Here is a 23,875-nt window from a genome sequence, read left to right as displayed (position 1 = left end):
TTCTTCCGTATCGGTTTTTGATTCAGTCAAAACCCGATACGGGAAACCAGAACCATATAAAAACATGAATGGTAAACTTCTTTTTCTGGTATCATGGCTGTCTGTCAACGTAGCAGTGGCCCAAAACCAGCCAGCCCAACTACCCGACGACCTGCGGGCGTTAATTCAACAGGCCAACACCAATTATCCGGTTCTGAAACAACAGCAGCAACAAATTCAGGCGGGTGATTTGCGGGTCGATATTGCTCGGTCGGCAATGAAGCCGAACGTATCAGGCAACGCATCGTATCAATACCTGAATCCGGTGGCAAAGGCTACGTTGCCTGTCGACGGGGTTAACAGAACGCTTCAGTTTCAACCGAACCACAACGTAAACGCTTACGTAGGAGTTGGTCAGACAATTTACGACTGGGGGCGTACAAACGCGGCTGTTCAACAGGCGACTGACAATGCACAGGTGCTACGTCGGAGTCTGGAAATTACCCAGCAGACGCTGGCTTATCAGGTCGCGGCTGCGTACTACGGCGTCGGTTTTCTGCAACGTAGTCTGGGTGTTCAGGATTCGGTTATCCGGACGGCAGGGGCGAATGTTCAGTTGCTGGCAACCCGTCTGCAAAACGGCGATGCGCTGCAATATGACGTACTAACGCAACAAGTACGGGTAAAGTCGGCGCAGAACCGGAAGATCGAAATTCAGAATCAGCTTGAACGTCAGCTTGCCCTGTTAACGTATCTGACCGGAAACCCGAACCCGAACATCAGCGGTGCTATCAATCAGTTTAATCTGGAAACGGCTGGTAGCAACGTAACAACCCAGCCGTATACCTTGGCAAATGACGCACAGTCAGCGTTGGCAGGTAATAAAGATGTGCAACTGGCGCAGGATCGAGTTCGTCAGGCCGAAACCGATATTCAGGTAAACAAACTGGCTGGTCGGCCTAATCTGAGCTTCTCTGGCTCTGCTGGTTATCGGAACGGATACCTTCCCGAAATTAATACGCCCAAGTTCAATATTGCGGCTGGTATCTCGCTGGCAGTACCTATTTATTCGGGTAAGCGGTATGAGTTGCAGAATCAGGCGGCAGTGCTCAACCTGAATGCAAGCCGTTATGCAGCCGAGAATGCCAGTGCGCAGGTTCGCCAGAGTATTGCTATGCTAAACGCCGACATACGTAGCAACCTGACCCGGCTGGCGAACCTCGACACGCAGGTGATTCAATCGAAAAAAGCACTTGAGATTGCCAACGCCCGGCTACGTAACGGGGTCATCACCAACGTAGAACTACAGAGTGCCGAAACAGGTGTTGAAGAAGCTGAACTAGGTCGCTTGAACTTCCAATATCAGTTGTTATTGAATCAACTCGAAATGAAGCGATTGTTGGGCGAAGCGTTACTTTAAATAAAAAATATGTTAAAAAATCGCTAATCCGCATACTAAACTGCCACTAAACGGGCTTCTATAAGCGTATATCAGGTTGAACTAAACGAAGGAGGAGGATATGAAAGAGCGAGTAATTGAGATTCTGAAAGAATTTGGTGTAGCTGAAACCGCCATTACAGAACAGACCCATTTCTCGCGTGATCTGGGTTTAGACAGCCTCGACAGTGTTGACTTAATTATGCAGCTTGAACAGGCTTTTGGTATTCGCATACCCGATGAAGACCATCACAAATTAACAACTGTACATAACGTATTAACCTATCTGGAAGCCGAACAAGCTGTTACGGCATAGCCATTCTGTATAAATTTGATGCCAAGAAGGCCAGCCGGAAACTGATTCAGTTTCCGGCTGGCCTTCTGTAATTAGATAGAAATACTAGTCCGTCTTTATCGTTTACGTAGCAATTATAAGTGGGAAAACCAGCACTTCAATTGCTACGTAATGTCAGTCATAACTTCATACTTACCAGCGCATTACCACGTAGCACCGGTACTACGTCATACAGATCGTGCTGGAGACAATACGTAATATCTTTCTGAATACCCAAACGCTGTAGCCGTCGAATGTGCGAGGCATTAGCCATATAAGCAACCAGATTGTCTTTACCCTGTGCATAGAGACGCCACGCCATAATAGCACTATCTTCGGCCATGGCGTAACTGTCTTTTAGTCGGTCGACCAGTGCACCTGCAAACAACGTATCTTCCAGATTTACACGTCCTTTCCATCCTGCGCAAAGCACCATTACGTCGTAAGGCTCTGTTTTTAGAAAGCGTACGATAGCATCCAGATTCAGGAAAGATCCAACCAGCACTTTTACGGCAGATCGCGATTTGGTGATCGCCAGCGTACCGTTTGTGGTTGTCATTGCTACGTTAGCACCGCGAATGCGCTCGTCCATATACGTAAACGGCGAATTGTCCAGTTCAAAACCTTCAACTTTACGGGCGTTACGTTCGGCAGCGGCCAGAAAACCACGTTCCTGTAGTTGTTGACACTCCTCAATAGTGGCAACGGGAATAATACTGTTGACACCGTAGGCAAAGGCTGTTACCATACATGAAGTAGCCCGAAACACGTCGGCAACAACAACAATGGTATTCTCAACAGTGTGGAGATGTAATAAATCAGGGGTTAAGCAAACGTCAATTTGTTTCATACTATCTGAACCGCACCGCCGGGACGCCGGAGCGGTTATTTTTTCACGAAAGGAAGTTTAATGATCTGGGCTTTCAGGAGCCGGTCGCGGACTTTAACGAAGATTTCGGTGCCGGGTTTGCTAAAGGCCGTTTGCACATAGCCCAATCCGATACCTTTGCTCAATGTAGGTGATTGAGTGCCTGATGTAACCTCACCAATTGGGTTTCCGTCTGCATCCGTCAGCTCATAATGACTACGGGGAACGCCCCGATCAAGTAATTCAAAACCAACTAGTTTGCGAGGAACACCGTTTTCTTTCTGCGCTTTTAATACGTCCGCGTCGATGAAATCGTGTGTGAATTTAGTGACCCAGCCTAAACCCGCTTCAATAGGAGAGGTTTCGTCAGTGATGTCATTGCCGTAGAGGTTATAACCCATTTCCAGACGTAACGTATCACGTGCACCGAGGCCGATGGGTTTGATCCCATAAGGTTCGCCCGCTTTCATGATCGCATTCCAGACGCTTTCGGCCTGATCGTTCGATACGTAGATTTCGAAACCACCCGCGCCCGTATAGCCCGTTGCCGATACAATTACGTTGGCACATCCGGCAAAATCTGTTTTCTCGAACGTATAATACTCCATCGAATCCAGATCGGCGTTGGTGAGCGATTGCAACGCTTTGGCTGCCAATGGACCCTGAACCGCAAACAGACACGTATCGCTGGAGATGTTGGTCATCGTAACCGCAAATTCCGATGCGTACTGACTAATCCAGTTCCAGTCTTTGTCAATGTTCGATGCATTCACCACCAGCATGTATTCGATGTCGCTGATGCGATAAATCAAAAAATCATCGACAATGCCACCACGCCCGTTAGGCAAATAGCTGTATTGTACTTTTCCGTCGAAGAGAATACTCGCATCGTTCGAAGAAACACGCTGAATCAGGCCCAGCGCACCTTCGCCCTTAAGCATAAACTCGCCCATGTGCGATACGTCGAAAATGCCAACGCTATTGCGAACCGTATTATGTTCGTCGAGGTCAGATGAGTAACGAACGGGCATTTCGAAGCCCGCGAACGGCACAATTTTCGCGCCGAGTTGCTGATGAATATGATGGAGAGGAACTTGCTTTATCGACATGTACCAGAAGATTATCGGGCAAATGTACAAACGGATGACTTGCTTTCAACCGACGTATTTTTGGGACGACCTCAGTTCAGGCTAAAATTAATCGGCAGATTGTACTTTACTCTGACTTTCTGACCTCGTTGGACGCCGGGTTTCCATTTACCACTCATCTCTTTAACAACACGTAGTGCTTCCTTATCTAAATCGGGTTGAACGCTTTGGACTACTTCATAATCGCATAACGTACCATCTGTACAAACGACAAAGCTGACAAAAACTTTGCCCTGAACACCCATTTTTTGAGCCGAAACTGGATAACTAAGATTCTGGCTTAGAAATTTGCCCAACCCTGGTAGTCCACCCGGAAACTCCGGTGATTGGAACGTTACGGTATACTGTAATGTATCGGACTGCCCTCTTTTCGATTTCCCATTCTGCATTAAACCCTTGTCATACGTTTCTTCGTAGTAGTAAGAATTATCAGCATAATTTCCTCTCCAAACCCCCTGTTTTAAACCATTGGCATAGGTGCCTTTTTCGATAAAAAGCGTGTGCTTGGTGGTATCCTTGTTTGAGATTACTTGCTCCTGATACGTAGCATTGCCATTACCGTCCAGCACGCTCTGCTGACCAGTACTATCCCAGACTGCGGCTACTTGTTCGGGTGTGGAGGGAGAGAGTGGTTTGGGCTTATCGAATGTTTTTATCTGTTTTATCTGGCCATTGGCGTACCATTTCGTAACGTTTAGACGCTCGTTGATGGCAACTGTTTTTTCAGAAAGCAGACCGTTTTGGTGATAAATTCGCTCAGTGCCTGTTGGTTTTCCTGCATCATATTCTGTTTGCCGGATACGATTTCCATTAGCATCTAACATATATACATCACCCTGCCACTCTTTTTGTGCATTCTGAAGCCCAACCGTCCGGCAGGACTTGCAGGGAGCATGAGCTGCACTATGGGCCTTGTTAACAAAGGTTAAGCGGTGATATTCCTTCCATTTTTTGCCTTTTGCCTCATAGATCACAACATCTCCACTAGGAATTCCTGACGTATCAAGCGGTGTAATTTGCTTAAACTGAGCCGAACTACTATCGTCCAGCATAGCCTTTCCGTCCTTGTTAAAATAACTGATACGTGCGCCGTTAACGTACTGAAATGGCGTGTTGGGCTTAAACGTAATCGGTATGGTTACCTGCTGACGTACCGCTTTACCCGCTTTTTGCGCAGGTTTCCAGGCATTGAACCGCGAAAACACACGTAGTGCTTCTTTATCGAAGTTGGGCTGGAAACTACGGCTAACTGTTACGTTCGAGAGTCGCCCGTCTGCTTCGACGATACCATTAAGAATGACAGTCCCACCAATTCCCTTAGCTTCAGCTGATAAAGGCTTGCGAAGGTTGCTCTGTAGAAACGTATTGAAATAAGGAATTCCACCCCGTGGCGTGGCTGCGCTGTCAACTTCGTGAACCTGAAAGGCAGTATCCTGAGCAATAGCTGTTAAGTTTAGGAAAACAAATAACGTGAGTAGTCGATAAAGCATATAAATATAATAAGTGTTTGTTGTGCCTATTAAAGTATATAAACGTCTGTTTTTACTGCTTTATTCCAACGTGTAAGATAACCATGAGTGTACAGGAAGCAAATGAATAAATAGTCTGGTAAAATTGCGTCCGGTAATTAAGATTTTATTAATACATGCAATCGGGTTGGATATTGTCTGACAATGCATGACGTTTATTGCCAGTTACGTCTATTCTATTTTTCCTCCCATGAACAAATCACAGCTAGACAATTTATTTCCTGCTAACGAAAATCAGGTGCCAGAAGCGTATCGAATTGAACCCGTTCATCAACGCGAATACCTGATCAATGGCGAGCTACGTACCTGGAATGGCCCATCTGTTGATGTATTATCTCCCGTTTGCTTCCAGACGGAAAATGGTCTTGAGCGTAAGGTTGTCGGAAGTTATCCGGTTACGACCGAAAAAGAAGCGATGGACGCGCTTGAGGCTGCGATAAAAGCGTATGATAATGGCCGTGGCGAATGGCCAACTATGTCGATTGCTGATCGGATTACGTGTATGCAGCGATTTGTGGGCAAAATGATTGAGCGTAAGTCGCAGATTGTGAGTCTGCTGATGTGGGAAATCGGTAAAACACTAGGCGATTCAACAAAAGAGTTCGACCGTACGGTTGAGTACATTTATGATACCATCGATGCGCTGAAAGATATTGATCGGGCCGGCTCCCGATTTAAACTTGAACAAGGTATTATCGGACAGATTCGGCGTTCGCCACTGGGCGTAGTACTGTGTATGGGGCCGTTCAACTATCCGCTGAATGAAACCTATACAACCCTCATTCCGGCTATTCTGATGGGAAACACCATCCTGTTCAAGACGCCCAAGCACGGTACGTTACTGCATTATCCGATGCTTGACGCGTTTCGAGAATGTTTTCCGAAAGGGGTGGTCAACACTATTTACGGGCGAGGTGCGAACGTAGTGCCTCCCTTGATGCAATCGGGGCAGATTAACGTATTGACGCTGATTGGGTCAAGTCGGGTGGCTGACAGTTTGAAAAAAATGCATCCTAAAAGTAATCGGTTACGTGCCGTTCTTGGGCTGGATGCCAAGAATGCCGCTATCGTGCTGGAGAATGCCGATATCGATTTAGCCGTTAAAGAATGTTTGCTGGGTTCAATGTCGTTCAACGGGCAACGTTGTACAGCTATCAAAATCATCTGGGTACACCGTTCTATTGCCGATGCATTTCTGGCGAGCTTCAGCAACGAACTGAACAAACTCAAACCGGGCATGCCGTGGGAAAGTGGGGTTCAGGTGACGCCTATTCCAGAGCCCCAAAAACCCGCTTATCTGACTGAATGTTTGCAGGATGCGATAGGGCAGGGGGCGAGTGTTGTAAATGAAGGCGGAGGTAACGTAGTGGGTTCGTTCTTTGCACCTGCACTGATTTATCCGGTGGCTAACGGTATGAAATTATACCGCGAAGAACAATTTGGCCCGGTGGTTCCTGTAGTTCCTTTCGATTCTATTGAAGAGCCAATCGACTATATTATTACGTCAGATCATGGCCAGCAGGTGAGTATTTTCGGAACCGATACCACGCAACTTGCCGAACTTATTGACCCGCTTGTGAATCAGGTTAGCCGAGTAAATATCAACGCACAATGCCAGCGTGGGCCAGATACGTTCCCGTTTACCGGACGAAAAGATTCTGCTGAAGGTACGCTTTCGGTAGAGGATGCGCTACGTGCCTTTTCGATACGTACCGTGGTTTCCACAAAAGATACAGATACCAATAAGGCTATTCTGAACGATATTGTTGGTCAGCACAAGTCGGAGTTTTTGAGCACGAACTTTATTTTTTAACGTAGTGCGACAGCCTCTGGAAGCAATAGTATAAATTCGCTGTTCAAATCGACTTCCCGGAAGGTCAACTCTTTCGGGAAGTTTTGCATTAAATCAGATTGATTTTGCTGACCGCTACAAAACTCACCAAAGCTTACGCCGATGTTCGGGCCGTACGGAACGTATCGTTTACCCTTGAATCGGGCCAGGTAATGGCGCTCGTAGGCGAAAGCGGTTCGGGGAAAAGTACGTTACTCAACTTGTTGGCCGGACTCGCCGACGCTGATTCGGGAGAGGTACAACTTGATGGTGAACGGCTAAAAGGACCGTCGGAAGTGCTGGTACCGGGGCATGAATCGATTCGGCTGGTGCATCAGGAATATCAGCTGATGCCCAACGTATCAGTACGGGAAAATATCATGTATGCGCTACGTTTTTTCGAGAAAAACTACCGCGATTTTCGCGTGAATCAGCTACTGAAACTCTGCCGGTTAACCGATGTACAGGAGCGTACTCCTCGTCAGATTTCTGGTGGTGAAAAACAGCGAACAGCCATTGCCCGAGCCATTGCTGACAAACCAGCCGTTTTATTGCTTGACGAACCGTTTAGTCATCTCGATTTGCCTAATCGGTTGATTGTTAGAGATTTATTATTCGATTTGGTACGTCATGAGGGAACAGCCTGTCTGTTTGTAACGCATGACGCTACCGATGCTCTATCGATTGCCGATACATTGGGGATTCTGAATGACGGAAAACTGATTCAGCTAGGCTCGCCCGTTGAGATTTATCACCGTCCGGTCAATGCGTATGCCGCAAGAATGACGGGGCCGGTTAACATTATCAAAGCGAAATATCTTCCGTTGTTGGGCTTGCCTGAATCTGATCTGCCGAACGAATTAATCTGTTTGCGACCAGAGCAAATTAAGCTTGCGGATTCGGGCATTCCGGCGGTAGTGCGGTCAGTTTATTTTAAAGGCAGCCATTACGAAATCGACGTAGAACTATCGCGCTACGTATCACTACGTCTGCTGACTACCAATACGTACATACAGCCAGAGCAGTCGGTCAATATCCAGATTAATGGAGATAATCTCTGGCGGATCAAAGCCTAGTTTTGTAGAACCATTTCGTCGGTATCCGGTTGTGTTTCCAACAAACTAACTGACGCTATGAAAGACAAAGATGACGATCCGGGACAGGATGAACCAAATGGAAAAGCAGACATACTAGTCAGCGAAAAAACGGAAGGGGTAACGCCATCAGGTGTCGATGACAAATCGACTGGAATGGGCGAAGACGATTATCTGGGTAAAAGCAACAAAGACAAAGACGAATAGGCGTTATAAAGTTGAAGGGTTATAGAGTTGTAAGGTTTATTGCACATCAGCTAACCTTACAACTCTATAACCCTTCAATTTTATAACCTTATAACTCGTTACAGCATTCGCTTAATGAGTTGTTCAACGGAAATACCTTCGGCTTCAGCTTTGAAGTTACGTACAACACGGTGACGAAGAATCGGTAAAGCAACTGCTTTTACATCTTCGATATCTGGCGAGTATTTACCCGTTAACAAGGCATTACATTTTGCCGCCAGAATCAACGCCTGAGAAGCCCGTGGACCTGCACCCCATTCCAGATACTGATTGGCATCGGACGACGCTTTTTCGGTGTTCGGGCGGGTTTTGTGAACCAGGCTTACGGCATATTCCACTACATTGTCGACAACGGGTACCCGACGTACCAATTGCTGAAACTCCCGAATTTCTTCTCCCGAAATCACTCGATTTACCTCGGCTTTCTGATCAGACGTAGTACTTTTTACAATGTCTAATTCCGACTGATACGAGGGATAATCGAGGTAAATATTGAACATGAACCGGTCAAGCTGGGCTTCGGGCAATGGGTACGTACCTTCCTGCTCAATTGGGTTTTGCGTAGCCAATACGAAGAATGGCCGACCTAAGTTGTATTTCTGTCCGGCAATCGTAACCGCGTATTCCTGCATGGCTTCGAGCAGCGCCGACTGTGTTTTTGGCGGAGTCCGGTTGATCTCATCGGCCAGAATGATATTAGCGAAAACAGGGCCTTTGATGAATTTGAAATTACGCTCCTGATCGAGGGTTTCCGAACCCAGAATATCGGAGGGCATCAGATCGGGTGTAAACTGAATCCGGTTAAAATCGAGATCCAGTGCACTGGCAATGGTCTGAATCAGTAATGTTTTGGCAAGCCCCGGTACGCCTACCAGCAAACAGTGCCCCTGACAGAAAATAGCGGTTAATAAAAGCCGAACGGTATCATCCTGACCGATAACAACTTTCGAAATTTCACTTTTTAGTTTCTGATACGATTTGGTTAAGGCTTCGGCAGCCGCTACGTCTGATGTATAAGGCACAAGTATAAAAGTTAGTTTTGAATGATAGAATGATAGAATGATTGAATTGTTACAATGAAAACATTATTTAACAATTCAATCATTCTATCATCGCACCGGCGACCCGGTCAAAATTAATTTCCACCTCCAGTCCCCGCATTGGCTGCGCTATTCTGCGTCGTGCCAAATATTCGGCAGTTATGAAATTCCGGATCAACAATGATATACACATCGCCAACCGATTTGCGGAACCAGTCGTCAATAGCCCGGTTCTTTTTGTTCTGGAGAACAACAGTTTGTAACTTCTCGAAATCTTTGGAGTATTCTGCCGAGTGCGGAGCTGTTTTGGATTTGAAGTACAACAATCGTACCGCACTTTTGCCATCTTCTGTCCGATAAGGCAATGGCTTCGAAACGCTGCCTACCTGCATCGTATCGAGCATCTGAAACAGGGCGTATTCCATTGTGCCATCCATAGCCAGATGGCTGCTGTTGGTTTGTGGATCACGTAGTAGACCACCCGCATCGGCAGTCGATTTATCTTCCGAATAATCGTGAGCCGCTTTATCGAATTTGAGCGAATCAATCTGAATCAAATTGCGCAAACTGTCCAGATATTTTGTTGGCCCGGTCAGGTCAAGGCGGTTATAATCAGGACGTAACAGAATGTGGCGGGCGTGGTATTCGGCCCCACGCGTTTCGATGAGCTGGATCAGGTGCAAGCCAAATTCCGATTCAACAACATCCGACATTTCGTTAGGCTTCAATTTCAATGCTGCTCCCTCGAAAGGGGCCACCATCATACCACGTTTGGCAAAACCTAAATCACCGTTACGTTCAGCCGAGCCCACGTCTTCCGAATTTTCTTTGGCAAGTTTCCCAAAATCTTCCCCACCTTCAACCCGTTTCTTCAGGTCATACAATCGTTGACGTAGTGCTTCTTTTTGCTCTTTGGTTGGCTTGGCAAACCGTACAATCTGACCGACTTCTACTTCAGCGGGCATGTAAGGCAAACTATCTTTCGGAATGGCATCATAAAATTTACGAACCTCACGTGGTGTGATTTTGACATCGGTCGTAATTTTCTGCTGCATTTTCTGCACAATCTTCTGGTCTCGTACCTGTGTACGCAGTTCACTTTTCAGCATTTCCAAACTTTTGCCATAAGCTTCAATAATGTTCTTCTCCGAACCGAACTGCTGAATCATGTACTGCATCCGCTGATCGAGTTCGCTATCTACAATTTTATCGTCGACCACAACTGAGTCAATTTCAGCCTTGGCCAGCATCATTTTATTGATAACCAGACTTTCCAATATTTGGCATTTTTGCGGAGGAGTCTGATTCTGACCTACATACGATTGATGAGCTTCTTCAAGATCAGAACGTAGCACGTAGTAATTATCGACCTTCGCGATAATTTTGTTGATGCTTATGCCCTGTCCTTGCCCGAAGGTAGGCGAAGTCAGAACCCAGCCAACCAAAATCACGAGCGCACTACTGATTACTTTTTTCATGTTCTAAAGATACGCACAGAATTGCCAGGCAGTCTGTGTTTTAAGAAATTTTAAAGATGTTGGTATTTGTTGTTTCGGAATTTATGGTTCAGCCTGACATATAGAACGTTACTAAACCATGAAACAACCAGTGCATATTACTTTGCGAGTTTTCGAATTTCTTCTTCATTTACCTTCACCGGATACGTCTGTCGAAGCTGGGCAAGCCACTGTTTTTCCAGAATAGCCTGATACTCATTGATAATCGTACCGCGAGCTTCGGCAAATGTTTTGGCGCGTGCAGGTTCAATACGATCAATAATAACTGCTACCGGTTTGTTATTGGGCTTTATGAACGTAGTACCTACTTTCCATTGCTCAATGGCGTTGAGATAAGCTGATTCACCTTCTGCATACAAACCGGTTGTCATTGTAACGGGTGATGGATTTGTGGACGTAGCGTTTTTGCTGTTAATTGTTTTCACTACGTCTTCTCGGGCCGTAGTGAAATACTGAAACGTTACGTTACGTTGGGCGTCTTTTACCACGCCCGGACGAGCACCCTGATAATCTTTTTCCATGATACGACGTAGCGTGATACCGTTCCGTTGCAGATACGTAACAACGGAGCGAATCCGGCCTGCCGATACCGAATCCCGCTCATTTGGATCGTGAGAGCCAGCCACTTCAATAACGTAGTTGGGATTGTGACTCATCACGACTACGATGTCGAATAAATTCTCACGTTGACGGGTACTTAGGCTGGTCTGGTTCTTTTCGAAAGGAAGTGCAGCGGCCGACCGACGCAGTTGATACGGTTGTTTTCCGGTAAGGGCAGTTGCTGTTTGGCGCAATAGACTGTCATTTGTTGCGGTCAATATGGTGGCAACAGCGCGTTCCGAAAACGTATACTTCGCTTTATTCTGCTCAAAATACTGCTTTTGCCCAGTCGAATCGGTCATTGAACGTTCCCAAACATTCTGCTCCATTACCTGAGATAGTAAAACACCATCCCGAATTTCGCTAAGTAGTGCCTTAAATTCCGGCGATTTCTTGTCCAGACTCTGTTCTTCGGTTGCCATGAGTTGATCGCCCACAAACCGATCGAACAATCGACGCATTGCCACTCCCGGCGACCCCGCAGCAATCAATTCGCTGGATGAAACATTTCCCGCAGCGGTTGGTTTTCGCTGGGGCTGCTGACGCTGGCGCACGTAGGCGAAAAATTGGTTCGCCGTAAAAGGCTGATTACCAATAATGAGAATGGTTTTGTTTTGAAGAGCAGCGTCGAGCGGTTCGGTATAGCGCCACTGACCACGTAGCAAACTGCTATCGGCTTTCGTAAGGGCAGCATCGATCACTGGCTTAACTTCCTGAACGGAATATTCTTTACGTAACCGCTGAACAGTGACCTGCCGTAGTATATCGGCACGGCTGTCGGTAGTTACTCGCTGACGTAGTAGAGGGGCCATGGTTGTATAAGGCTCCAGACCTCTACGTTCGATGAGTTTGATAATGTGCCAGCCATAATTGGTGCGAACAGGCTTCGAATAATCGCCGGATTTGCCCAACCCAAAAGCGGCATCCTCGAAAGCCGGTACCCAACGACCCGGCTCAAAAATGGGTAATACCCCACCATTTGTTTTCGACGTAACGTCGTCTGATACGTCGCGACAAACTACCTCAAATGGTTCGCCTGTCTGCAAACGCTTATATGCTTCATCGATACGTTCCTGAGCTGCTTTCTGCCCCGCTTCATCGGCACTTTGACTTATTCGTACCAGTATGTGCGCCACACGAACCCGGCCCCGGCTCGGACGACGGCCATTGACTTTAACCAGATGATACCCGAATCGGGTACGTACTGGCTGCGAAATACCGCCAACGGGTAATGTAAATGCGGCTGTTTCGAGCGGATAGACAATACCAAATGCCGACACATAGCCCAGACTACCACCGTTTGGCGCTGTTGTTACGTCCTGCGAGTGTTCGCGGGCGAGTTGGGCGAAATCGGTGCCGTTCTGCGTTTGCCGGCGTAACTTCAGGGCTTCTTCATATGCTTTGGTGGTATCGGCAGGGAGTGCATCTTCTGGAACCGACAGTAAAATATGCGATACGTTGACATCCTCCTGCATCCGTTGATACGCTTCGGCAGCCATCGATTCAACCAGCACTTTATCCGTCAGATAGGATTGTGCCAATTGCTTCCGATACGTATTCATTTCCTCCCGAAAGGCTTCGGTCGTGTCGCGCCCTTCGGCTTCGGCGGCCAATACTTTCAGCTTTAAATTGGTATATAGATCGAAATACTCTTTAACGTCGGTCCGTTGGGCAGAATCGGCAGAGAGCTGGTTTTTGGTGAACGATTGAAAAAAATCGTCGGTAGTGAAGGCTTTGTTCCCTAGCGTTAGAATAACAGGCTTTGGGGGTGCTTGCTGCACAACTGGCGCTGTTGTTTTACAGGCCGTTACGAATAGTGCCAGCAGAATACCTCCTGAGAAATGGCGCATAGCGTCGGGTAAAAAATAGGTTTGTAGTTTGTAGGTCTGGCGTTGATAACCGTTTTCGACTATCTGCCATTTCCTGAAAACCAAGTTTATGGCAAAAACATTCGTTCTAATTATCAACGTTGTAGCCGGGTGCTTATTGGCGTCTGGGCTGGATTTTCACGGTTTTGAGCCGAATATCGTAGTCGAGCTGATAGGCAAATTTATCGCGCAGATGTTGCCCTTTGAATTCGGCGGGTACGTGAATAACCTGTTGATTCTGTTTTCGAACATCAGCTTCGCGAAGCTGGGTACTACTTTGCCCAAGCAGATCGTCTTCATCGAATTTATCGACCAGTTTCAGCCCAACTCCCGATGCCATTAGCCCTGCCGATACGTATTTCAGTGGCGTAAGGGCTTCGGTAACCGCAACGAGCAGGCCAATTGGAATGGCTACGATATTATGAATCTGCTGAATTTTCGCCATCGTCTCCTTGGCTCGATTGTAATCATCGACTTCAATCAGCACCACCGAAGCCACGATACGTCCGTTACGCGGAAGGTCGAGGCTGATGGGTTTAGCCTGTCCGTCACCGGCAGCCTGTAGATCGAGTTGTTGATTCTTCTTTATCGACGCTACGCCCCAGCCGCCATTCACCACGGCTACTGGCTTATTCTGCGCATCATAACTGGTGAGCGAGTACGCCATCATCAGTTCATCGTGTCGGCTGAGGGTTTCCTCTAAATTGAGTGCCTTTAGTGAACGCGGAGCCAATTCGGCAGTAAGTGCTGTTTTGCGCGCGCAACTGACTAAACAAAACACAAGCGCAACGCCATAAACGATAGAATAGAAACGCATAACTCGTTTACTTCAACTAAGAACTTCTTCAACAATGGACTCGCCCGACGAACGGTCACCGCTGGTCCATTGCCAACGTTCGTGGAGCCGAATCCGGCTATCGGCAAGCGATTCGGGAACGGAAAGGCATTGTCCTGTCATCAACTCTCCCTGTTCATTAATGTGCTCATAACGCATATCCAGGCTGTTATCGTCCAAGACGTTGGCAATAAGGAAACCTTTTACGATAGCCCCACCACTATAGTCGGCCCAGACAATTTTGCCTTGCTGATGGTAATGAAAAAGTGTATCGCCACTGACTTCGCCATTAGGCGTATTGGTTACTGATCGGAATAATTTGTTGTCGTACATATTAGAAGACGGGCAATTAGAGTCCTCCTTTGTTGAACAAGCCCGTAGGAACAGCATCTGGTCCTATCGAACTTTTACGCACCATATACTTGTCAACAAAGGACCAATTGTACTACCACAGTTATAGACGCCTGAACTGGAATTTCTGTAAATAGCTTCACCATAACCATTATTACAGGCTTTACCGCTGGAGGTTACTGATTGTGCATAATTTACTGGGCATGATGGCTGTTGGCCTGCAACTGATGATGCTTGCCAAAAACCTGTATCCTGAATAGTTGAGCCTGTAAATGATTTCCATTGGGTGCCATTATAGCCTTCGAAATCAGTGCCTGTCCATCTAATTGAACCTGCTGTTTCTGTTCCGCCTATTTTTATACCATTGGGCAAATACACACTTCCGTCGCCATTGATTTGTAATGGAGATGAGTACATATTAAAATCGCCTGCTTGTATGTAAAATTTTATGGATTGTCCTAAGCCTAATGCATAAACACCAACTTCGTTCGATGTTCTCCTAACACGAAAAGAAACTCCTCTTGTATCAAAACCGGTACCCACTCCTGTGAAACTATTTATAAGACTTAGGTTCGCAATTTCTTGACCGGGAACAGATAAAATAGTTGCACCTTGAGGTTGCAGAGTAAGTTGCTGTGCACCACTTTGAGTAAAAATGGCCAGCATACAAAAAGCAAGGAGTGGATATATATGTTTCATGGTTATAGAGTTTTCGAATGTTTGAAAGATCCTAAGTACAAACTTTTGACAAGACGTTAAAAACAGAAGTTGATAACTCAATACATCTAGACACTAGGTTCTTGTTGGCTCAGGCAATGGAAACTGCCTAATCCCCAGACAATATCCGTGGAGTCGATACCGACGGTTTTACGGTCGGGGAAACACGTAGCAATGATGTCCAGCGCTTGCTGATCTTTATCGCAGCGGAATGTTGGTACAATAACAGAGCCGTTTGTGATCAGGAAATTAGCGTAAGAAGCGGGCAAACGTAGTCCGTCGCTCACGACTGGATCGGGCATGGGAAGCTCGACAATATTGAGTTGTTTGCCGTTGAGCAACCGCATTTGTTTCAGTTCGTGGTGTATCTCCTGCAGGAACGGGTAATTATCGTCGCTCTGATTTGGCTCGTAGGCGGCAATCACTGTGTCTTCGTTCACAAACCGGACCGTATCGTCGATGTGGCCGTCGGTGTCGTCGCCAACGATGCCTTCTTCCACCCAAAGAACCTGTTGCACACCGTAATAATCGCAGAGATACTGCTCAATTTTTTCCTGCGTCAGATGGCTGTTACGGTTCTGATTGAGTAGGCAGGCCCGGCTGGTGAGCACCGTACCCGCTCCGTTAAACTCCACCGAACCGCCCTCCATGATGATACCGGGAGTTACGTAGTCGAGGTTTCGGTAATGAGCAATCTCAACCGGAATCAGGTCATCGCGGTCGTAAGGCGGGTACTTACCGCCCCATGCATTGTACCCCCAGTTCACGATCAACCGTTTGCCCTGCTCGGGATTGATGAGAAAAGCTGGGCCGTGGTCGCGACACCAGGAGTCGTTGGTAGGGTGGGGTAGTAACGTAATACGGCTCATGTCTGCCCCGGCTGCCAGCAAACGTAGTTTAGCTGCCTGAATAACAGTCTCATTATGAGCGTTAATGCAGACTTGCTCGCTTTCGGCAATGGCTTTAATAAAGTCGATATAGGCCGGAAACATCAACTCCTGACGTTCTTTTGTCCAGGAAGCTTCGGTATGTGGCCAGCTTAGCCAGGTCGCTACGTGCGGGTGCCACTCTGGCGGAAAGAAAAAACCCTCGCGGGCAGGAATGAAAGACATAGGCATGAGTAACGCGGAGATTCTACCCGCATCAATAACTAAGCGAAGAAATCTCCGTATTACGTTAATTTACTACAAAAGTAAGGCTTGAACGCTTTCCACAGTCAATTGTGTGAAATCATCGACGATCAACGTAGCACCGGTATCGGCCAGTTCGTCGCGGGTGTGTGTCGTTGCCAGCGCAATCACGATCATACCAGCCCGTACACCCGCTTCGATTCCGGCAAAGGCATCTTCGAAAACAACACAGCGATTGGGAGTTAAGCCCACGCGCTCGGCGGCTGTTAGGTAAATTTCAGGATCAGGCTTGCCATGAGTGATCATACTGGCGTCGACAATCGCATCGAAATAAGGACGTAGCGAAAGACCATCGAGGGTAAAATGAACGTTGCTTTCCGGAGCCGACGTACCAACGGCCAGCCGGGCATTGTGTGCTTTAAGTGAATCTAAAAAGTCGATCAGGCCCGGTGTGGGTTGAAGATGGGGGCGATACAGTTCGCGGTAAATAGCTTCCTTTTCTTCGGTAAGAACAATCAGTTCGCCGGGCGAAATTTGTCGCTGAAAAACGTAGGCCATTGAATCGGCGGAAACACGTCCATTGATGTGTTCAACATACTGATCAATCGTTAGCGATCGGCCGTGTTTATGGGCGAACTGAAGCCAGGCATTGATATGAAAATTGGTATTGGCAATCAAAACGCCGTCCATATCGAACAGAGCGGCAAAAGAAGCAGCGGCCATGAGAAAATTGTGAAATCAGCAAAAGCAAATGAAGTCACAAAGAAAGTGTATTACGGCCTAATTTACGCGGTTGTCGAGCGATACGTCGGGTAAAATGTCGCCTGCCAGCACGGCTGCTTCGTGCAATAATTCAGTAGCCACCAGCTCGTCTGTAACGTTTTCGATACGTTCGTCGAACTCGTCCAGCTTGTCATTCTGATTGGGCAACGAAGGGGTCATTCCCAACAAAAAACGACCTACATAGAGCAAACTAAGTGAAAAACGTAGCTCAGGCAAGGTGTTACTATGACGCGTTTGAGGCTCTGTAGACATGATACTCTGGCAACAAAAATAAACCCCGACTCAGTTCGGGCCGGGGCTTGTAAACTATAAGGGTTTAATCTTGATATTTCGGTAATAAATCGGCGCTCCAGCGTGTTTGCCCTGCAAGCCAATGTAGCCACGTAGCGGTAATTCGGCGGGTGGTTTACTGAGCCACTCCGGTACTTTCGAGCCGTCGGGATTGGCTTTTGCAGATGTAAACGTAGCTAAGTCGATCGTGTTAATCAATTGGTTATTTAGTACTACGTATATCATCTTGCCCTGACACGTAATCGTATACCGATTCCACTCACCGGGTTTCTTCACCACGCCCTGTTTGGTTGGTGCCTGATGCCCAAAAAAGGCACCGCATTGCCAGTTGGTGGGTGATTCGGCCCATTTCTGCGCGTAATCGTCGGCAATCTGAATCTCTACTGAATTGGGAATCCAGTTCGCCGTATCGCTGGCATGAACCACCACACCACTGTTGGTTCCATCGGCTGTTTTGAAGAGTAGATCTAGCACAAAATCATCGTAAGGGACTTTGGTCCAGATGGATTTATCGGCGGTAGCGGTTAGGGCACCATCATCATCAAAGTCCCAGATACCTTTCTGGTAAGAAGCTTCTGACAGGTCAGCACCGAAAAGCGATTTCCAGCCAGGACCGCTTGGGTTCGGATGGCCTTTAGGTGGTGTTGGAGTCTGCGCAAAAACACATTGCGAAAGACTTATCAGGAAAACCGCCAGAAGCAGATTTTTTTTCATCAGGTAAAAGGTTTGCTCTATAAAGCTATTAATCAAATTAGTATAACGTAGCGGCCAGATATACATTCGACCGCTACGTTATAGTACGTTAATTCGTGTGTACGTATTGTGCTTCGCTACGTTCCTGCTCGCTCTGGCGGAAACTTTTCATAATCCAGCCCCCACCCACTACGTCGTCGCCTTCGTAAAAAACGGCAGCTTGTCCCGGAGCAATGGCCGAAACGCCTTCGTGAAAGCGCACGTCAATCAGGTCGTCTTCAAGTTGCGAAATGATTGCTGGCGTACCAGCATCTTTGTACCGCACTTTCGTAACGGTTTCGATTGGCTCGGCAATATGACCGTATTTCTGTAGGTTCAGTTTACGAACAATCATACCATCACGTAGCAAATCTTTATCGAGGCCTAGTACAACTTCGTTCGTTTCCTTGCGAATTTCGGTAACAAACATAGGCTGTCCAAACGCCATGCCCAACCCTTTTCGCTGACCAATAGTGTAAAAAGGATAACCCTGATGTTTGCCGAGAATTTTACCCGTTCCTTCCATCACGAAATTACCACCCGCAACCTCAGCCTCCAGACCCGGTACCCGACGTTTCAGAAAGCCACGGTAATCATTGTCGGGTACGAAACAGATTTCGTAAGATTCAGACTTCGTAACCAGTTCGATAAAACCGCGATCTTTGGCCATTTCACGAATCTCGGATTTCCGAAGATGCCCTAACGGAAGTTTTGTCCGGCTCAGACTCTCCTGCGATACTCCCCAAAGTACGTAGGATTGATCTTTCAACGTATCAACTCCTTTTGAGATAACGTAGCGCCCGGATGCTGGCCCCTGATTTTCTTGCCGAATGTTAGCGTAGTGACCTGTGGCAATCGACTCGCAATCGAGCCGATCTGCACGCCGAAGCAAAGCATCCCATTTAATGTGCGTATTGCAGAGAACGCAGGGGTTTGGCGTACGGCCTTCGATGTATTCGCCCGTAAAATGGTCGATAACAGAGTCGCCAAACTCTTCCCGAATATCCAGAATGTAGTGTGGAAAACCGAGGCTCACCGCAATGTTACGCGCATCGTTAATACTGTCGAGGCTGCAACAGCCTGTTTCTTTTTTGGAACTGCCCGAGGAGGCATAATCCCATGTTTTCATGGTCATGCCGATGACCTCGTAACCTTCTTCGTGCAGTAAAACCGCTGCCAGTGAAGAATCGATGCCGCCACTCATCGCGACCAGGATACGTCCGTGTTTGCTCATAATCTGCAAGGGTTCAAAGCCCTCCGATAATTGGTTTTATATGGTGTTATATGTATTGATGATAATTGTAAATCAGCCATTTATGATTTTGATAGAACCATGAAAATATAGGTAAAACCACCATTTGTTGTACCTATGTTGTACCAATTCTTCTTATATTTGTTAGAGTTGTGTTGTTCATGCACGATACAAGTTAACGCGTTTCCTAGAAAAAGCATTCAACGTAATTCAACTTTTTTATGGCCTCCTCCCTCAAAGTGGTTCTGCGTAAGAAGGCAAGTCAAGACGGTATGTTCCCGTTAGCTATCCGTGTTACTGTAGATCGTAAATCTTCTTATATCTATTTGGGACAACATCTACGTGAGAGCGAATGGGACGCAAAGGGGGAGAAAGTGCGGAAAAGCCACCCTAACTCAGTCCGTATCAATAATCTGATCACCAAGCGTAAAGCTGAGGCCAATGATAAGTTTTTGGAATTAGATGCCCAGCATAAAGCCGTATCGTCAAAGCTTGTTCAAAAGCAAATCAAATCCAATCAGGGCGCATCCTTTTTTGAACTCGCTGAAGCTTTTATGGAGAACATGCGTAAGCAAGGAAAGTACAACCGAGTGAGTACAGAGCTGCCGAGGCTCAATGTTTTTCGAGAATTTCTAAATGGAAAAGCTATTACTTTTTCTGAAATTACGGTTTCGTTGCTTAATAAGTTCAAGGCGTATTTGAAGGGCAGTCGGCAGGTTGGTGAGCGGACAGTGGCGAACTATATGATCCTCATCAGGACGGTATTCAATCAGGCAATCAATGATGGCTTGGTTGATCGGAAATACTACCCATTTAGCAAAGGAAAGATTGCTATCAAATTACCGGAAGCCAATAAGATTGGTTTGAATGCGGAGGAAGTTAAGATAATAGAAAATCTTGATCTTTCAACTGCCCCTGCATACTGGATGCATGCACGAAATATCTGGCTGGTCGCTTTTTATTTTGCCGGTATGAGAGCGTCAGATGTTTTGCGTTTAAAACATACTGACTTTCAAGATGAGCGTCTTCATTATACGATGGGTAAGAATGCCAAGCCAGGTTCAGTCAAGGTATCAGAAAAAGTACTTCAGATCATCAATCAATACCCAACGAGTGGTAAGCACGACTTAATATTTCCTGAGCTTCAGAAATTGAATGACTTCAGTGACGCTTATGATGTTCAACGTAAGATAGCTTCGGCTATCAAACGATTAGATATCGCTCTACATGAAATTGCTAAGCTTGCAGGTATTAAGAAAGGCCTGACGATGCACATCGCGCGGCATACATTTGGGAATTTGTCAGGTGACAAGATCCCCATTCAGCTTTTACAAAAGCTATACCGCCATACCTCGGTTACAACAACAATTGGTTACCAAGGTCACTTCATTCACAAAGACGCCGATGAAGCCTTAGACACAGTTATTGGATGATACACAAAACTTAAAATCCTGTGATCCTTACGGGCCGTACGGGTTCGATTTTCGCTCATAGCGCTGATTTTCAATGGGTTATGCGAGTGCCCGCGTAGCCCATTTTTTATTGGTACAACATAGGTACAATAATTCGCTTACAACAGTCTAAACAAGATATAGTCTCAAATTTCTTCAAGCCGAAAATATTACTTCAGCTATTTCTGTTGCTATCTCCTCAACAGTATAAGTCGAAGTATTCCTTGCCAGTTTGTCAGCTAAAGAGGGGCTGAAATCGATAACTTCTTTTTTAGTGATATTATGCCAAATTGGTAAAATAACCTGTTCACCAGTAACTGCTTTAGTGATTATTCCATCCAATTCGTAGTTTGTCCAACCTTTCTTTATGAAATCTTTCGATAGGACAACTATTCCGAACTTACTGTTGGCAAGGCCTTTATCAATTTTTCTTCTAAGGCTATCGCCGATTTTCATTTCGAATTCATCATACCAAACTGTAAGTTGTTTAGCTGAAAGAGCATGAGCTAACGGCCTTACAACATTGTCTTTATCTTCCGAAGCATGGGATATAAAAACATCAAATTGCTTTTCAAAATGGTCTGGATCGTTGTAGGGCAGGTCGTCACCTTTTTGAACCAATGATGGTACTGTTGATAACTCAGGCTGACGCATTGTTGGTAAGGGGCCAGGGAGTGTTCGAACAGATGATTTCACTGACCCACCTAAACCTTGTAAATCAATTGTGACATACCAATGGCCAGAATTTGGAACTGTAATTCGTACAGGTGATTGACGAGCTAAACCACCATAGTACTTATGGGCTCTTCCACTTTTATAATTTTGAAAATTGGAAGTATCCATCAATCTTACATTTGCAGCATTGCCTGAAAGGGATACTTCGATTACTTGACCTCGTTGCTTGTGTCCCAAATCATAGTAATTAAATTTCATGACATTAAATTTATGATTTAAGTGCAATATAAATATCTTTAAAATAAAATATATAGATTAACAGAAAAAGTCTAACATATCGCTTTATCCTTGCGCTTAATCTGTTGTTGAGTTCAAAGAGGTGACTATTCTTTTTCGGTTCAGCTATGAAGTACGATAAGATCATGGAACATAATTTGCCTGAAAATTATGTTGTCGATATTACTCCTGTTGAATTTGAAGAATTGGTAAAAAGCTTTTTGTCTGAAGCGGGCAAAACGCTACCATCTGTTGAGGTTATCCATAATGTCAAAGAGAGGGGAGGTGACGGTACATATCAAATTGATGTGAAAGCGACTTTTGATGTCTTCGAGGGGGGGGAGAATTACGGTTCTAGCTGAATGTAAGAAATATAAAACACCTGTTAAGCGAGAAAAAGTTGAAATTCTTTATAGTAGATTGCAGTCGCTTGGTGCCCATAAAGGGATGATTTTTTCAACATCAGGATTTCAATTAGGAGCGATAGAATTTGCCGCTAAACATGGGATTGCTTTAGTTAGACTTAGGGAAGGTAAATTTTCTTATGAAACCAAATCGCACGATCATAGAGTAATTGAAATTCCACCCTGGGCGGATTGCCAAAATACGAAGGTGTTTACATTCACAATGTTGAGGATCCGAAGTGTTCGATTTCACATTTGCAATCAGGATATTTGTCTTCCTTAACTGATTTCATATACAATACAAAATCTGATGGAAGTCATATGTCTGGAAGATGATGCATTTTTTGCTCTGGTTGAACAGGTCGTCGCTCGTCTGAAAGAGAAGAGTGCCCAAGAAAAAGATAAATGGATTTCTGATGAGCAGGCTATGCACTTGCTCAACATAAAATCAAAAACCACATTACAGAAGCTTCGAGATAAGGGGGAAATCCGTTTCTCCCAGCCACAGAAAAAGATCATTATTTATGATCGTGATTCAATCAATGCGTATCTCGAACAGAATGCCAAAGACATATTTTAACTATGGAAGACAATGATAAAATTAAGCCAGACTATCTAAAAGGCTTTAATGAGGGATACACGATTGCTCAACATATGCCTGAGCTGGCAGAAAAACTAGCTCAGGTGAAAACAGAAAGTGATCGTATGGTAGGTTTTAAAGATGGCCGTACTCAGTTTCAATCAGAGCGCTTGAAGGATAAGCTTCCGTCCTGGCTCAAAGGTGAACGTCCTTCAAAAGAGCAGGGCTCTCCTGATAAGACCAGAAACCGCAGTATCGAGCCAGATAAGGAGTAACATCTAATCTCGATCTTTATCTTGGTCACGTGAAGGAGTAGGGGCTGGATCTGTGTTTTCCAACGCTTTCGTATATCCCAGCGACATTGAAAACCGTGCAGACATTGATAAATCGGCTTTGTCTTGTTTTATGGGTGTTTGGATCTTTTGCTTTGTCGGGCTGGATCGTTGAGCAGCGGCTGCTACCAGCTTGGCATCCATATAATCCTGAGATTGTTCAATCTCCTTTGGTATCTCTTTGTATTGCTGCATTTCTTCCTGACTCACTCCTCGAAATGGGTTAGGAAAAAGCTCCTCTCGTACCTGATCGCGTATAGACCGGCCTGTCTTATTTTCTGCATTCCGAGTATCTGCTTCAGTCTTTGCAAGCGTGTCCACTTTTAACTGATCTTGCTGTTGTCTTAAAAACTGCGTGGTTTGATCACGGGTGCCAGGTTGCCGTGAGCCTATAAAACCAGGTGGTTTATAAATAATTTGGGGGCCTTGATCTTGTGGGATATTTTCGATCTGGTTATCGATTGATTGGAGCCGTTCGGTTGTCTCATTTAACCTTTCTTGGACATGCTCATACCCTTCAGGGAAGTTATTCTCTTTATCATCTGCCTGAGCCATATCCTTGTCAATTTTTGAT

26 protein-coding genes are annotated in these 23,875 nt (G+C 45.9%); 10 read left to right on the top strand and 16 right to left on the bottom strand.

The annotated features are described in order from the left end of the window. Window positions 1-64: 64 nt before the first annotated feature. Both ACYVD4_RS18545 and acpP read left to right on the top strand, forming a co-directional pair. The gene (locus ACYVD4_RS18545; RefSeq protein ID WP_460948397.1) at window positions 65-1,399 is read left to right on the top strand and encodes a TolC family protein; all 1,335 of its coding nucleotides are present in this window, start codon (window positions 65-67) and stop codon (window positions 1,397-1,399) included. 100 nt (window positions 1,400-1,499) lie between these two features. After that, the gene (acpP, locus tag ACYVD4_RS18540; RefSeq protein ID WP_460948395.1) at window positions 1,500-1,733 is read left to right on the top strand and encodes an acyl carrier protein; all 234 of its coding nucleotides are present in this window, start codon (window positions 1,500-1,502) and stop codon (window positions 1,731-1,733) included. A gap of 157 nt (window positions 1,734-1,890) precedes the next feature. Here the strand turns inward: acpP and ACYVD4_RS18535 are convergent, their stop codons facing one another. From ACYVD4_RS18535 to ACYVD4_RS18525, 3 genes are all read right to left on the bottom strand, one after another. Next, complete coding sequence (locus ACYVD4_RS18535) at window positions 1,891-2,601, bottom strand: 2-phosphosulfolactate phosphatase (RefSeq protein WP_460948393.1); 711 nt, start codon at window positions 2,599-2,601, stop codon at window positions 1,891-1,893. Between the two features lie 35 nt (window positions 2,602-2,636). Further along, the gene (gene gcvT / locus ACYVD4_RS18530; protein ID WP_460948391.1) at window positions 2,637-3,728 is read right to left on the bottom strand and encodes a glycine cleavage system aminomethyltransferase GcvT; all 1,092 of its coding nucleotides are present in this window, start codon (window positions 3,726-3,728) and stop codon (window positions 2,637-2,639) included. Between the two features lie 71 nt (window positions 3,729-3,799). Then, window positions 3,800-5,257: a TonB family protein gene (locus ACYVD4_RS18525; RefSeq protein WP_460948389.1), complete on the bottom strand. Its 1,458-nt coding sequence runs from the start codon at window positions 5,255-5,257 to the stop codon at window positions 3,800-3,802. 229 nt (window positions 5,258-5,486) lie between these two features. Between ACYVD4_RS18525 and ACYVD4_RS18520 the strand changes: the two genes are divergently transcribed. The 3 genes from ACYVD4_RS18520 to ACYVD4_RS18510 all read left to right on the top strand — a co-directional run bounded on the left by ACYVD4_RS18520 (window position 5,487) and on the right by ACYVD4_RS18510 (window position 8,428). After that, entirely contained in the window at window positions 5,487-7,109 is a 1,623-nt protein-coding gene (locus tag ACYVD4_RS18520; RefSeq protein WP_460948387.1) for an NADP-dependent glyceraldehyde-3-phosphate dehydrogenase, read from the top strand. Window positions 7,110-7,213: 104 nt separating this feature from the next. Next, the gene (locus ACYVD4_RS18515) at window positions 7,214-8,203 is read left to right on the top strand and encodes an ABC transporter ATP-binding protein (RefSeq protein WP_460948385.1); all 990 of its coding nucleotides are present in this window, start codon (window positions 7,214-7,216) and stop codon (window positions 8,201-8,203) included. 57 nt (window positions 8,204-8,260) lie between these two features. Continuing rightward, on the top strand, window positions 8,261-8,428 hold the full coding sequence (locus tag ACYVD4_RS18510; protein WP_460948383.1) for a hypothetical protein: 168 nt from the start codon (window positions 8,261-8,263) through the stop codon (window positions 8,426-8,428). 98 nt (window positions 8,429-8,526) lie between these two features. Here ACYVD4_RS18510 and ACYVD4_RS18505 read toward each other — a convergent pair whose 3' ends face one another. The 11 genes from ACYVD4_RS18505 to mnmA all read right to left on the bottom strand — a co-directional run bounded on the left by ACYVD4_RS18505 (window position 8,527) and on the right by mnmA (window position 19,565). Then, on the bottom strand, window positions 8,527-9,489 hold the full coding sequence (locus ACYVD4_RS18505; RefSeq protein ID WP_460948381.1) for an AAA family ATPase: 963 nt from the start codon (window positions 9,487-9,489) through the stop codon (window positions 8,527-8,529). A gap of 113 nt (window positions 9,490-9,602) precedes the next feature. Next, the gene (locus ACYVD4_RS18500) at window positions 9,603-10,985 is read right to left on the bottom strand and encodes a peptidylprolyl isomerase (protein ID WP_460948379.1); all 1,383 of its coding nucleotides are present in this window, start codon (window positions 10,983-10,985) and stop codon (window positions 9,603-9,605) included. Window positions 10,986-11,122: 137 nt separating this feature from the next. Further along, on the bottom strand, window positions 11,123-13,474 hold the full coding sequence (locus tag ACYVD4_RS18495) for a peptidylprolyl isomerase (RefSeq protein WP_460948616.1): 2,352 nt from the start codon (window positions 13,472-13,474) through the stop codon (window positions 11,123-11,125). A 133-nt stretch (window positions 13,475-13,607) separates the two neighbouring features. After that, on the bottom strand, window positions 13,608-14,309 hold the full coding sequence (locus tag ACYVD4_RS18490) for a hypothetical protein (protein WP_460948377.1): 702 nt from the start codon (window positions 14,307-14,309) through the stop codon (window positions 13,608-13,610). Between the two features lie 12 nt (window positions 14,310-14,321). Then, complete coding sequence (locus ACYVD4_RS18485) at window positions 14,322-14,660, bottom strand: n-acetylglutamate synthase (RefSeq protein ID WP_460948375.1); 339 nt, start codon at window positions 14,658-14,660, stop codon at window positions 14,322-14,324. A 63-nt stretch (window positions 14,661-14,723) separates the two neighbouring features. Further along, window positions 14,724-15,377 carry a hypothetical protein gene (locus ACYVD4_RS18480; RefSeq protein ID WP_460948373.1) on the bottom strand — a complete coding sequence of 218 codons (654 nt, stop codon included), beginning with the start codon at window positions 15,375-15,377 and terminating at the stop codon, window positions 14,724-14,726. Between the two features lie 86 nt (window positions 15,378-15,463). Further along, the gene (locus ACYVD4_RS18475; protein WP_460948371.1) at window positions 15,464-16,507 is read right to left on the bottom strand and encodes an agmatine deiminase family protein; all 1,044 of its coding nucleotides are present in this window, start codon (window positions 16,505-16,507) and stop codon (window positions 15,464-15,466) included. A gap of 72 nt (window positions 16,508-16,579) precedes the next feature. Then, the gene (locus tag ACYVD4_RS18470; RefSeq protein ID WP_460948369.1) at window positions 16,580-17,248 is read right to left on the bottom strand and encodes an HAD family hydrolase; all 669 of its coding nucleotides are present in this window, start codon (window positions 17,246-17,248) and stop codon (window positions 16,580-16,582) included. A 57-nt stretch (window positions 17,249-17,305) separates the two neighbouring features. Next, window positions 17,306-17,560 carry a hypothetical protein gene (locus tag ACYVD4_RS18465; protein ID WP_460948367.1) on the bottom strand — a complete coding sequence of 85 codons (255 nt, stop codon included), beginning with the start codon at window positions 17,558-17,560 and terminating at the stop codon, window positions 17,306-17,308. 54 nt (window positions 17,561-17,614) lie between these two features. Further along, window positions 17,615-18,313: a 3-keto-disaccharide hydrolase gene (locus ACYVD4_RS18460; RefSeq protein ID WP_460948365.1), complete on the bottom strand. Its 699-nt coding sequence runs from the start codon at window positions 18,311-18,313 to the stop codon at window positions 17,615-17,617. Window positions 18,314-18,401: 88 nt separating this feature from the next. Then, a complete protein-coding gene (mnmA, locus tag ACYVD4_RS18455; RefSeq protein WP_460948363.1) occupies window positions 18,402-19,565 on the bottom strand; it encodes a tRNA 2-thiouridine(34) synthase MnmA in 1,164 nt (387 codons plus the stop codon). Between the two features lie 239 nt (window positions 19,566-19,804). Here mnmA and ACYVD4_RS18450 point away from each other — a divergent pair, with 239 nt between their 5' ends. Next, the gene (locus ACYVD4_RS18450) at window positions 19,805-21,016 is read left to right on the top strand and encodes a phage integrase SAM-like domain-containing protein (RefSeq protein ID WP_460948361.1); all 1,212 of its coding nucleotides are present in this window, start codon (window positions 19,805-19,807) and stop codon (window positions 21,014-21,016) included. 174 nt (window positions 21,017-21,190) lie between these two features. Here the strand turns inward: ACYVD4_RS18450 and ACYVD4_RS18445 are convergent, their stop codons facing one another. Then, the gene (locus tag ACYVD4_RS18445) at window positions 21,191-21,967 is read right to left on the bottom strand and encodes a DUF1883 domain-containing protein (RefSeq protein ID WP_460948359.1); all 777 of its coding nucleotides are present in this window, start codon (window positions 21,965-21,967) and stop codon (window positions 21,191-21,193) included. A gap of 146 nt (window positions 21,968-22,113) precedes the next feature. On the opposite strand from ACYVD4_RS18445, the gene ACYVD4_RS18440 reads away from it, so the two are divergent. From ACYVD4_RS18440 to ACYVD4_RS18425, 4 genes are read left to right on the top strand one after another with little or no spacing between them, the layout of a single operon-like run. Next, a complete protein-coding gene (locus tag ACYVD4_RS18440) occupies window positions 22,114-22,347 on the top strand; it encodes a hypothetical protein (protein WP_460948357.1) in 234 nt (77 codons plus the stop codon). Next, complete coding sequence (locus ACYVD4_RS18435) at window positions 22,310-22,672, top strand: restriction endonuclease (RefSeq protein WP_460948354.1); 363 nt, start codon at window positions 22,310-22,312, stop codon at window positions 22,670-22,672. Before ACYVD4_RS18440 ends, ACYVD4_RS18435 begins: the two co-directional genes overlap by 38 nt. A 27-nt stretch (window positions 22,673-22,699) precedes the next feature. After that, window positions 22,700-22,969 (top strand): helix-turn-helix domain-containing protein, encoded by a 270-nt coding sequence (locus ACYVD4_RS18430; protein WP_460948352.1) that lies wholly within the window; start codon window positions 22,700-22,702, stop codon window positions 22,967-22,969. A gap of 2 nt (window positions 22,970-22,971) precedes the next feature. Continuing rightward, the gene (locus ACYVD4_RS18425) at window positions 22,972-23,244 is read left to right on the top strand and encodes a hypothetical protein (protein ID WP_460948350.1); all 273 of its coding nucleotides are present in this window, start codon (window positions 22,972-22,974) and stop codon (window positions 23,242-23,244) included. Window positions 23,245-23,247: 3 nt separating this feature from the next. Here the strand turns inward: ACYVD4_RS18425 and ACYVD4_RS18420 are convergent, their stop codons facing one another. Beyond that, window positions 23,248-23,856 carry a hypothetical protein gene (locus tag ACYVD4_RS18420; protein ID WP_460948348.1) on the bottom strand — a complete coding sequence of 203 codons (609 nt, stop codon included), beginning with the start codon at window positions 23,854-23,856 and terminating at the stop codon, window positions 23,248-23,250. Window positions 23,857-23,875 lie beyond the last annotated feature (19 nt).

The organism is Spirosoma daeguense, from assembly GCF_054776875.1.
The sequence above is the reverse complement of the archived record's forward strand: the minus strand, read 5'-3'. Positions and strand labels throughout refer to the sequence as shown.

What these genes read in the sequence shown, in the direction of transcription:
- gcvT (WP_460948391.1), bottom strand. Translation starts at nt 3,728, where the DNA reads ATGTCGATAAAGCAAGTTCCTCTCCATCATATTCATCAGCAACTCGGC.
- ACYVD4_RS18490 (WP_460948377.1), bottom strand. Translation starts at nt 14,309, where the DNA reads ATGCGTTTCTATTCTATCGTTTATGGCGTTGCGCTTGTGTTTTGTTTA.
- ACYVD4_RS18445 (WP_460948359.1), bottom strand. Translation starts at nt 21,967, where the DNA reads ATGAAATTTAATTACTATGATTTGGGACACAAGCAACGAGGTCAAGTA.
- ACYVD4_RS18520 (WP_460948387.1), top strand. Translation starts at nt 5,487, where the DNA reads ATGAACAAATCACAGCTAGACAATTTATTTCCTGCTAACGAAAATCAG.
- ACYVD4_RS18430 (WP_460948352.1), top strand. Translation starts at nt 22,700, where the DNA reads ATGGAAGTCATATGTCTGGAAGATGATGCATTTTTTGCTCTGGTTGAA.
- ACYVD4_RS18440 (WP_460948357.1), top strand. Translation starts at nt 22,114, where the DNA reads ATGAAGTACGATAAGATCATGGAACATAATTTGCCTGAAAATTATGTT.
- ACYVD4_RS18495 (WP_460948616.1), bottom strand. Translation starts at nt 13,474, where the DNA reads ATGCGCCATTTCTCAGGAGGTATTCTGCTGGCACTATTCGTAACGGCC.
- ACYVD4_RS18470 (WP_460948369.1), bottom strand. Translation starts at nt 17,248, where the DNA reads ATGGCCGCTGCTTCTTTTGCCGCTCTGTTCGATATGGACGGCGTTTTG.
- ACYVD4_RS18435 (WP_460948354.1), top strand. Translation starts at nt 22,310, where the DNA reads ATGTCTTCGAGGGGGGGGAGAATTACGGTTCTAGCTGAATGTAAGAAA.
- ACYVD4_RS18460 (WP_460948365.1), bottom strand. Translation starts at nt 18,313, where the DNA reads ATGAAAAAAAATCTGCTTCTGGCGGTTTTCCTGATAAGTCTTTCGCAA.
- ACYVD4_RS18425 (WP_460948350.1), top strand. Translation starts at nt 22,972, where the DNA reads ATGGAAGACAATGATAAAATTAAGCCAGACTATCTAAAAGGCTTTAAT.
- ACYVD4_RS18525 (WP_460948389.1), bottom strand. Translation starts at nt 5,257, where the DNA reads ATGCTTTATCGACTACTCACGTTATTTGTTTTCCTAAACTTAACAGCT.
- ACYVD4_RS18545 (WP_460948397.1), top strand. Translation starts at nt 65, where the DNA reads ATGAATGGTAAACTTCTTTTTCTGGTATCATGGCTGTCTGTCAACGTA.
- ACYVD4_RS18480 (WP_460948373.1), bottom strand. Translation starts at nt 15,377, where the DNA reads ATGAAACATATATATCCACTCCTTGCTTTTTGTATGCTGGCCATTTTT.
- ACYVD4_RS18510 (WP_460948383.1), top strand. Translation starts at nt 8,261, where the DNA reads ATGAAAGACAAAGATGACGATCCGGGACAGGATGAACCAAATGGAAAA.
- acpP (WP_460948395.1), top strand. Translation starts at nt 1,500, where the DNA reads ATGAAAGAGCGAGTAATTGAGATTCTGAAAGAATTTGGTGTAGCTGAA.
- ACYVD4_RS18420 (WP_460948348.1), bottom strand. Translation starts at nt 23,856, where the DNA reads ATGGCTCAGGCAGATGATAAAGAGAATAACTTCCCTGAAGGGTATGAG.
- ACYVD4_RS18465 (WP_460948367.1), bottom strand. Translation starts at nt 17,560, where the DNA reads ATGTCTACAGAGCCTCAAACGCGTCATAGTAACACCTTGCCTGAGCTA.
- ACYVD4_RS18500 (WP_460948379.1), bottom strand. Translation starts at nt 10,985, where the DNA reads ATGAAAAAAGTAATCAGTAGTGCGCTCGTGATTTTGGTTGGCTGGGTT.
- ACYVD4_RS18450 (WP_460948361.1), top strand. Translation starts at nt 19,805, where the DNA reads ATGGCCTCCTCCCTCAAAGTGGTTCTGCGTAAGAAGGCAAGTCAAGAC.
- ACYVD4_RS18485 (WP_460948375.1), bottom strand. Translation starts at nt 14,660, where the DNA reads ATGTACGACAACAAATTATTCCGATCAGTAACCAATACGCCTAATGGC.
- ACYVD4_RS18535 (WP_460948393.1), bottom strand. Translation starts at nt 2,601, where the DNA reads ATGAAACAAATTGACGTTTGCTTAACCCCTGATTTATTACATCTCCAC.
- ACYVD4_RS18475 (WP_460948371.1), bottom strand. Translation starts at nt 16,507, where the DNA reads ATGTCTTTCATTCCTGCCCGCGAGGGTTTTTTCTTTCCGCCAGAGTGG.
- mnmA (WP_460948363.1), bottom strand. Translation starts at nt 19,565, where the DNA reads ATGAGCAAACACGGACGTATCCTGGTCGCGATGAGTGGCGGCATCGAT.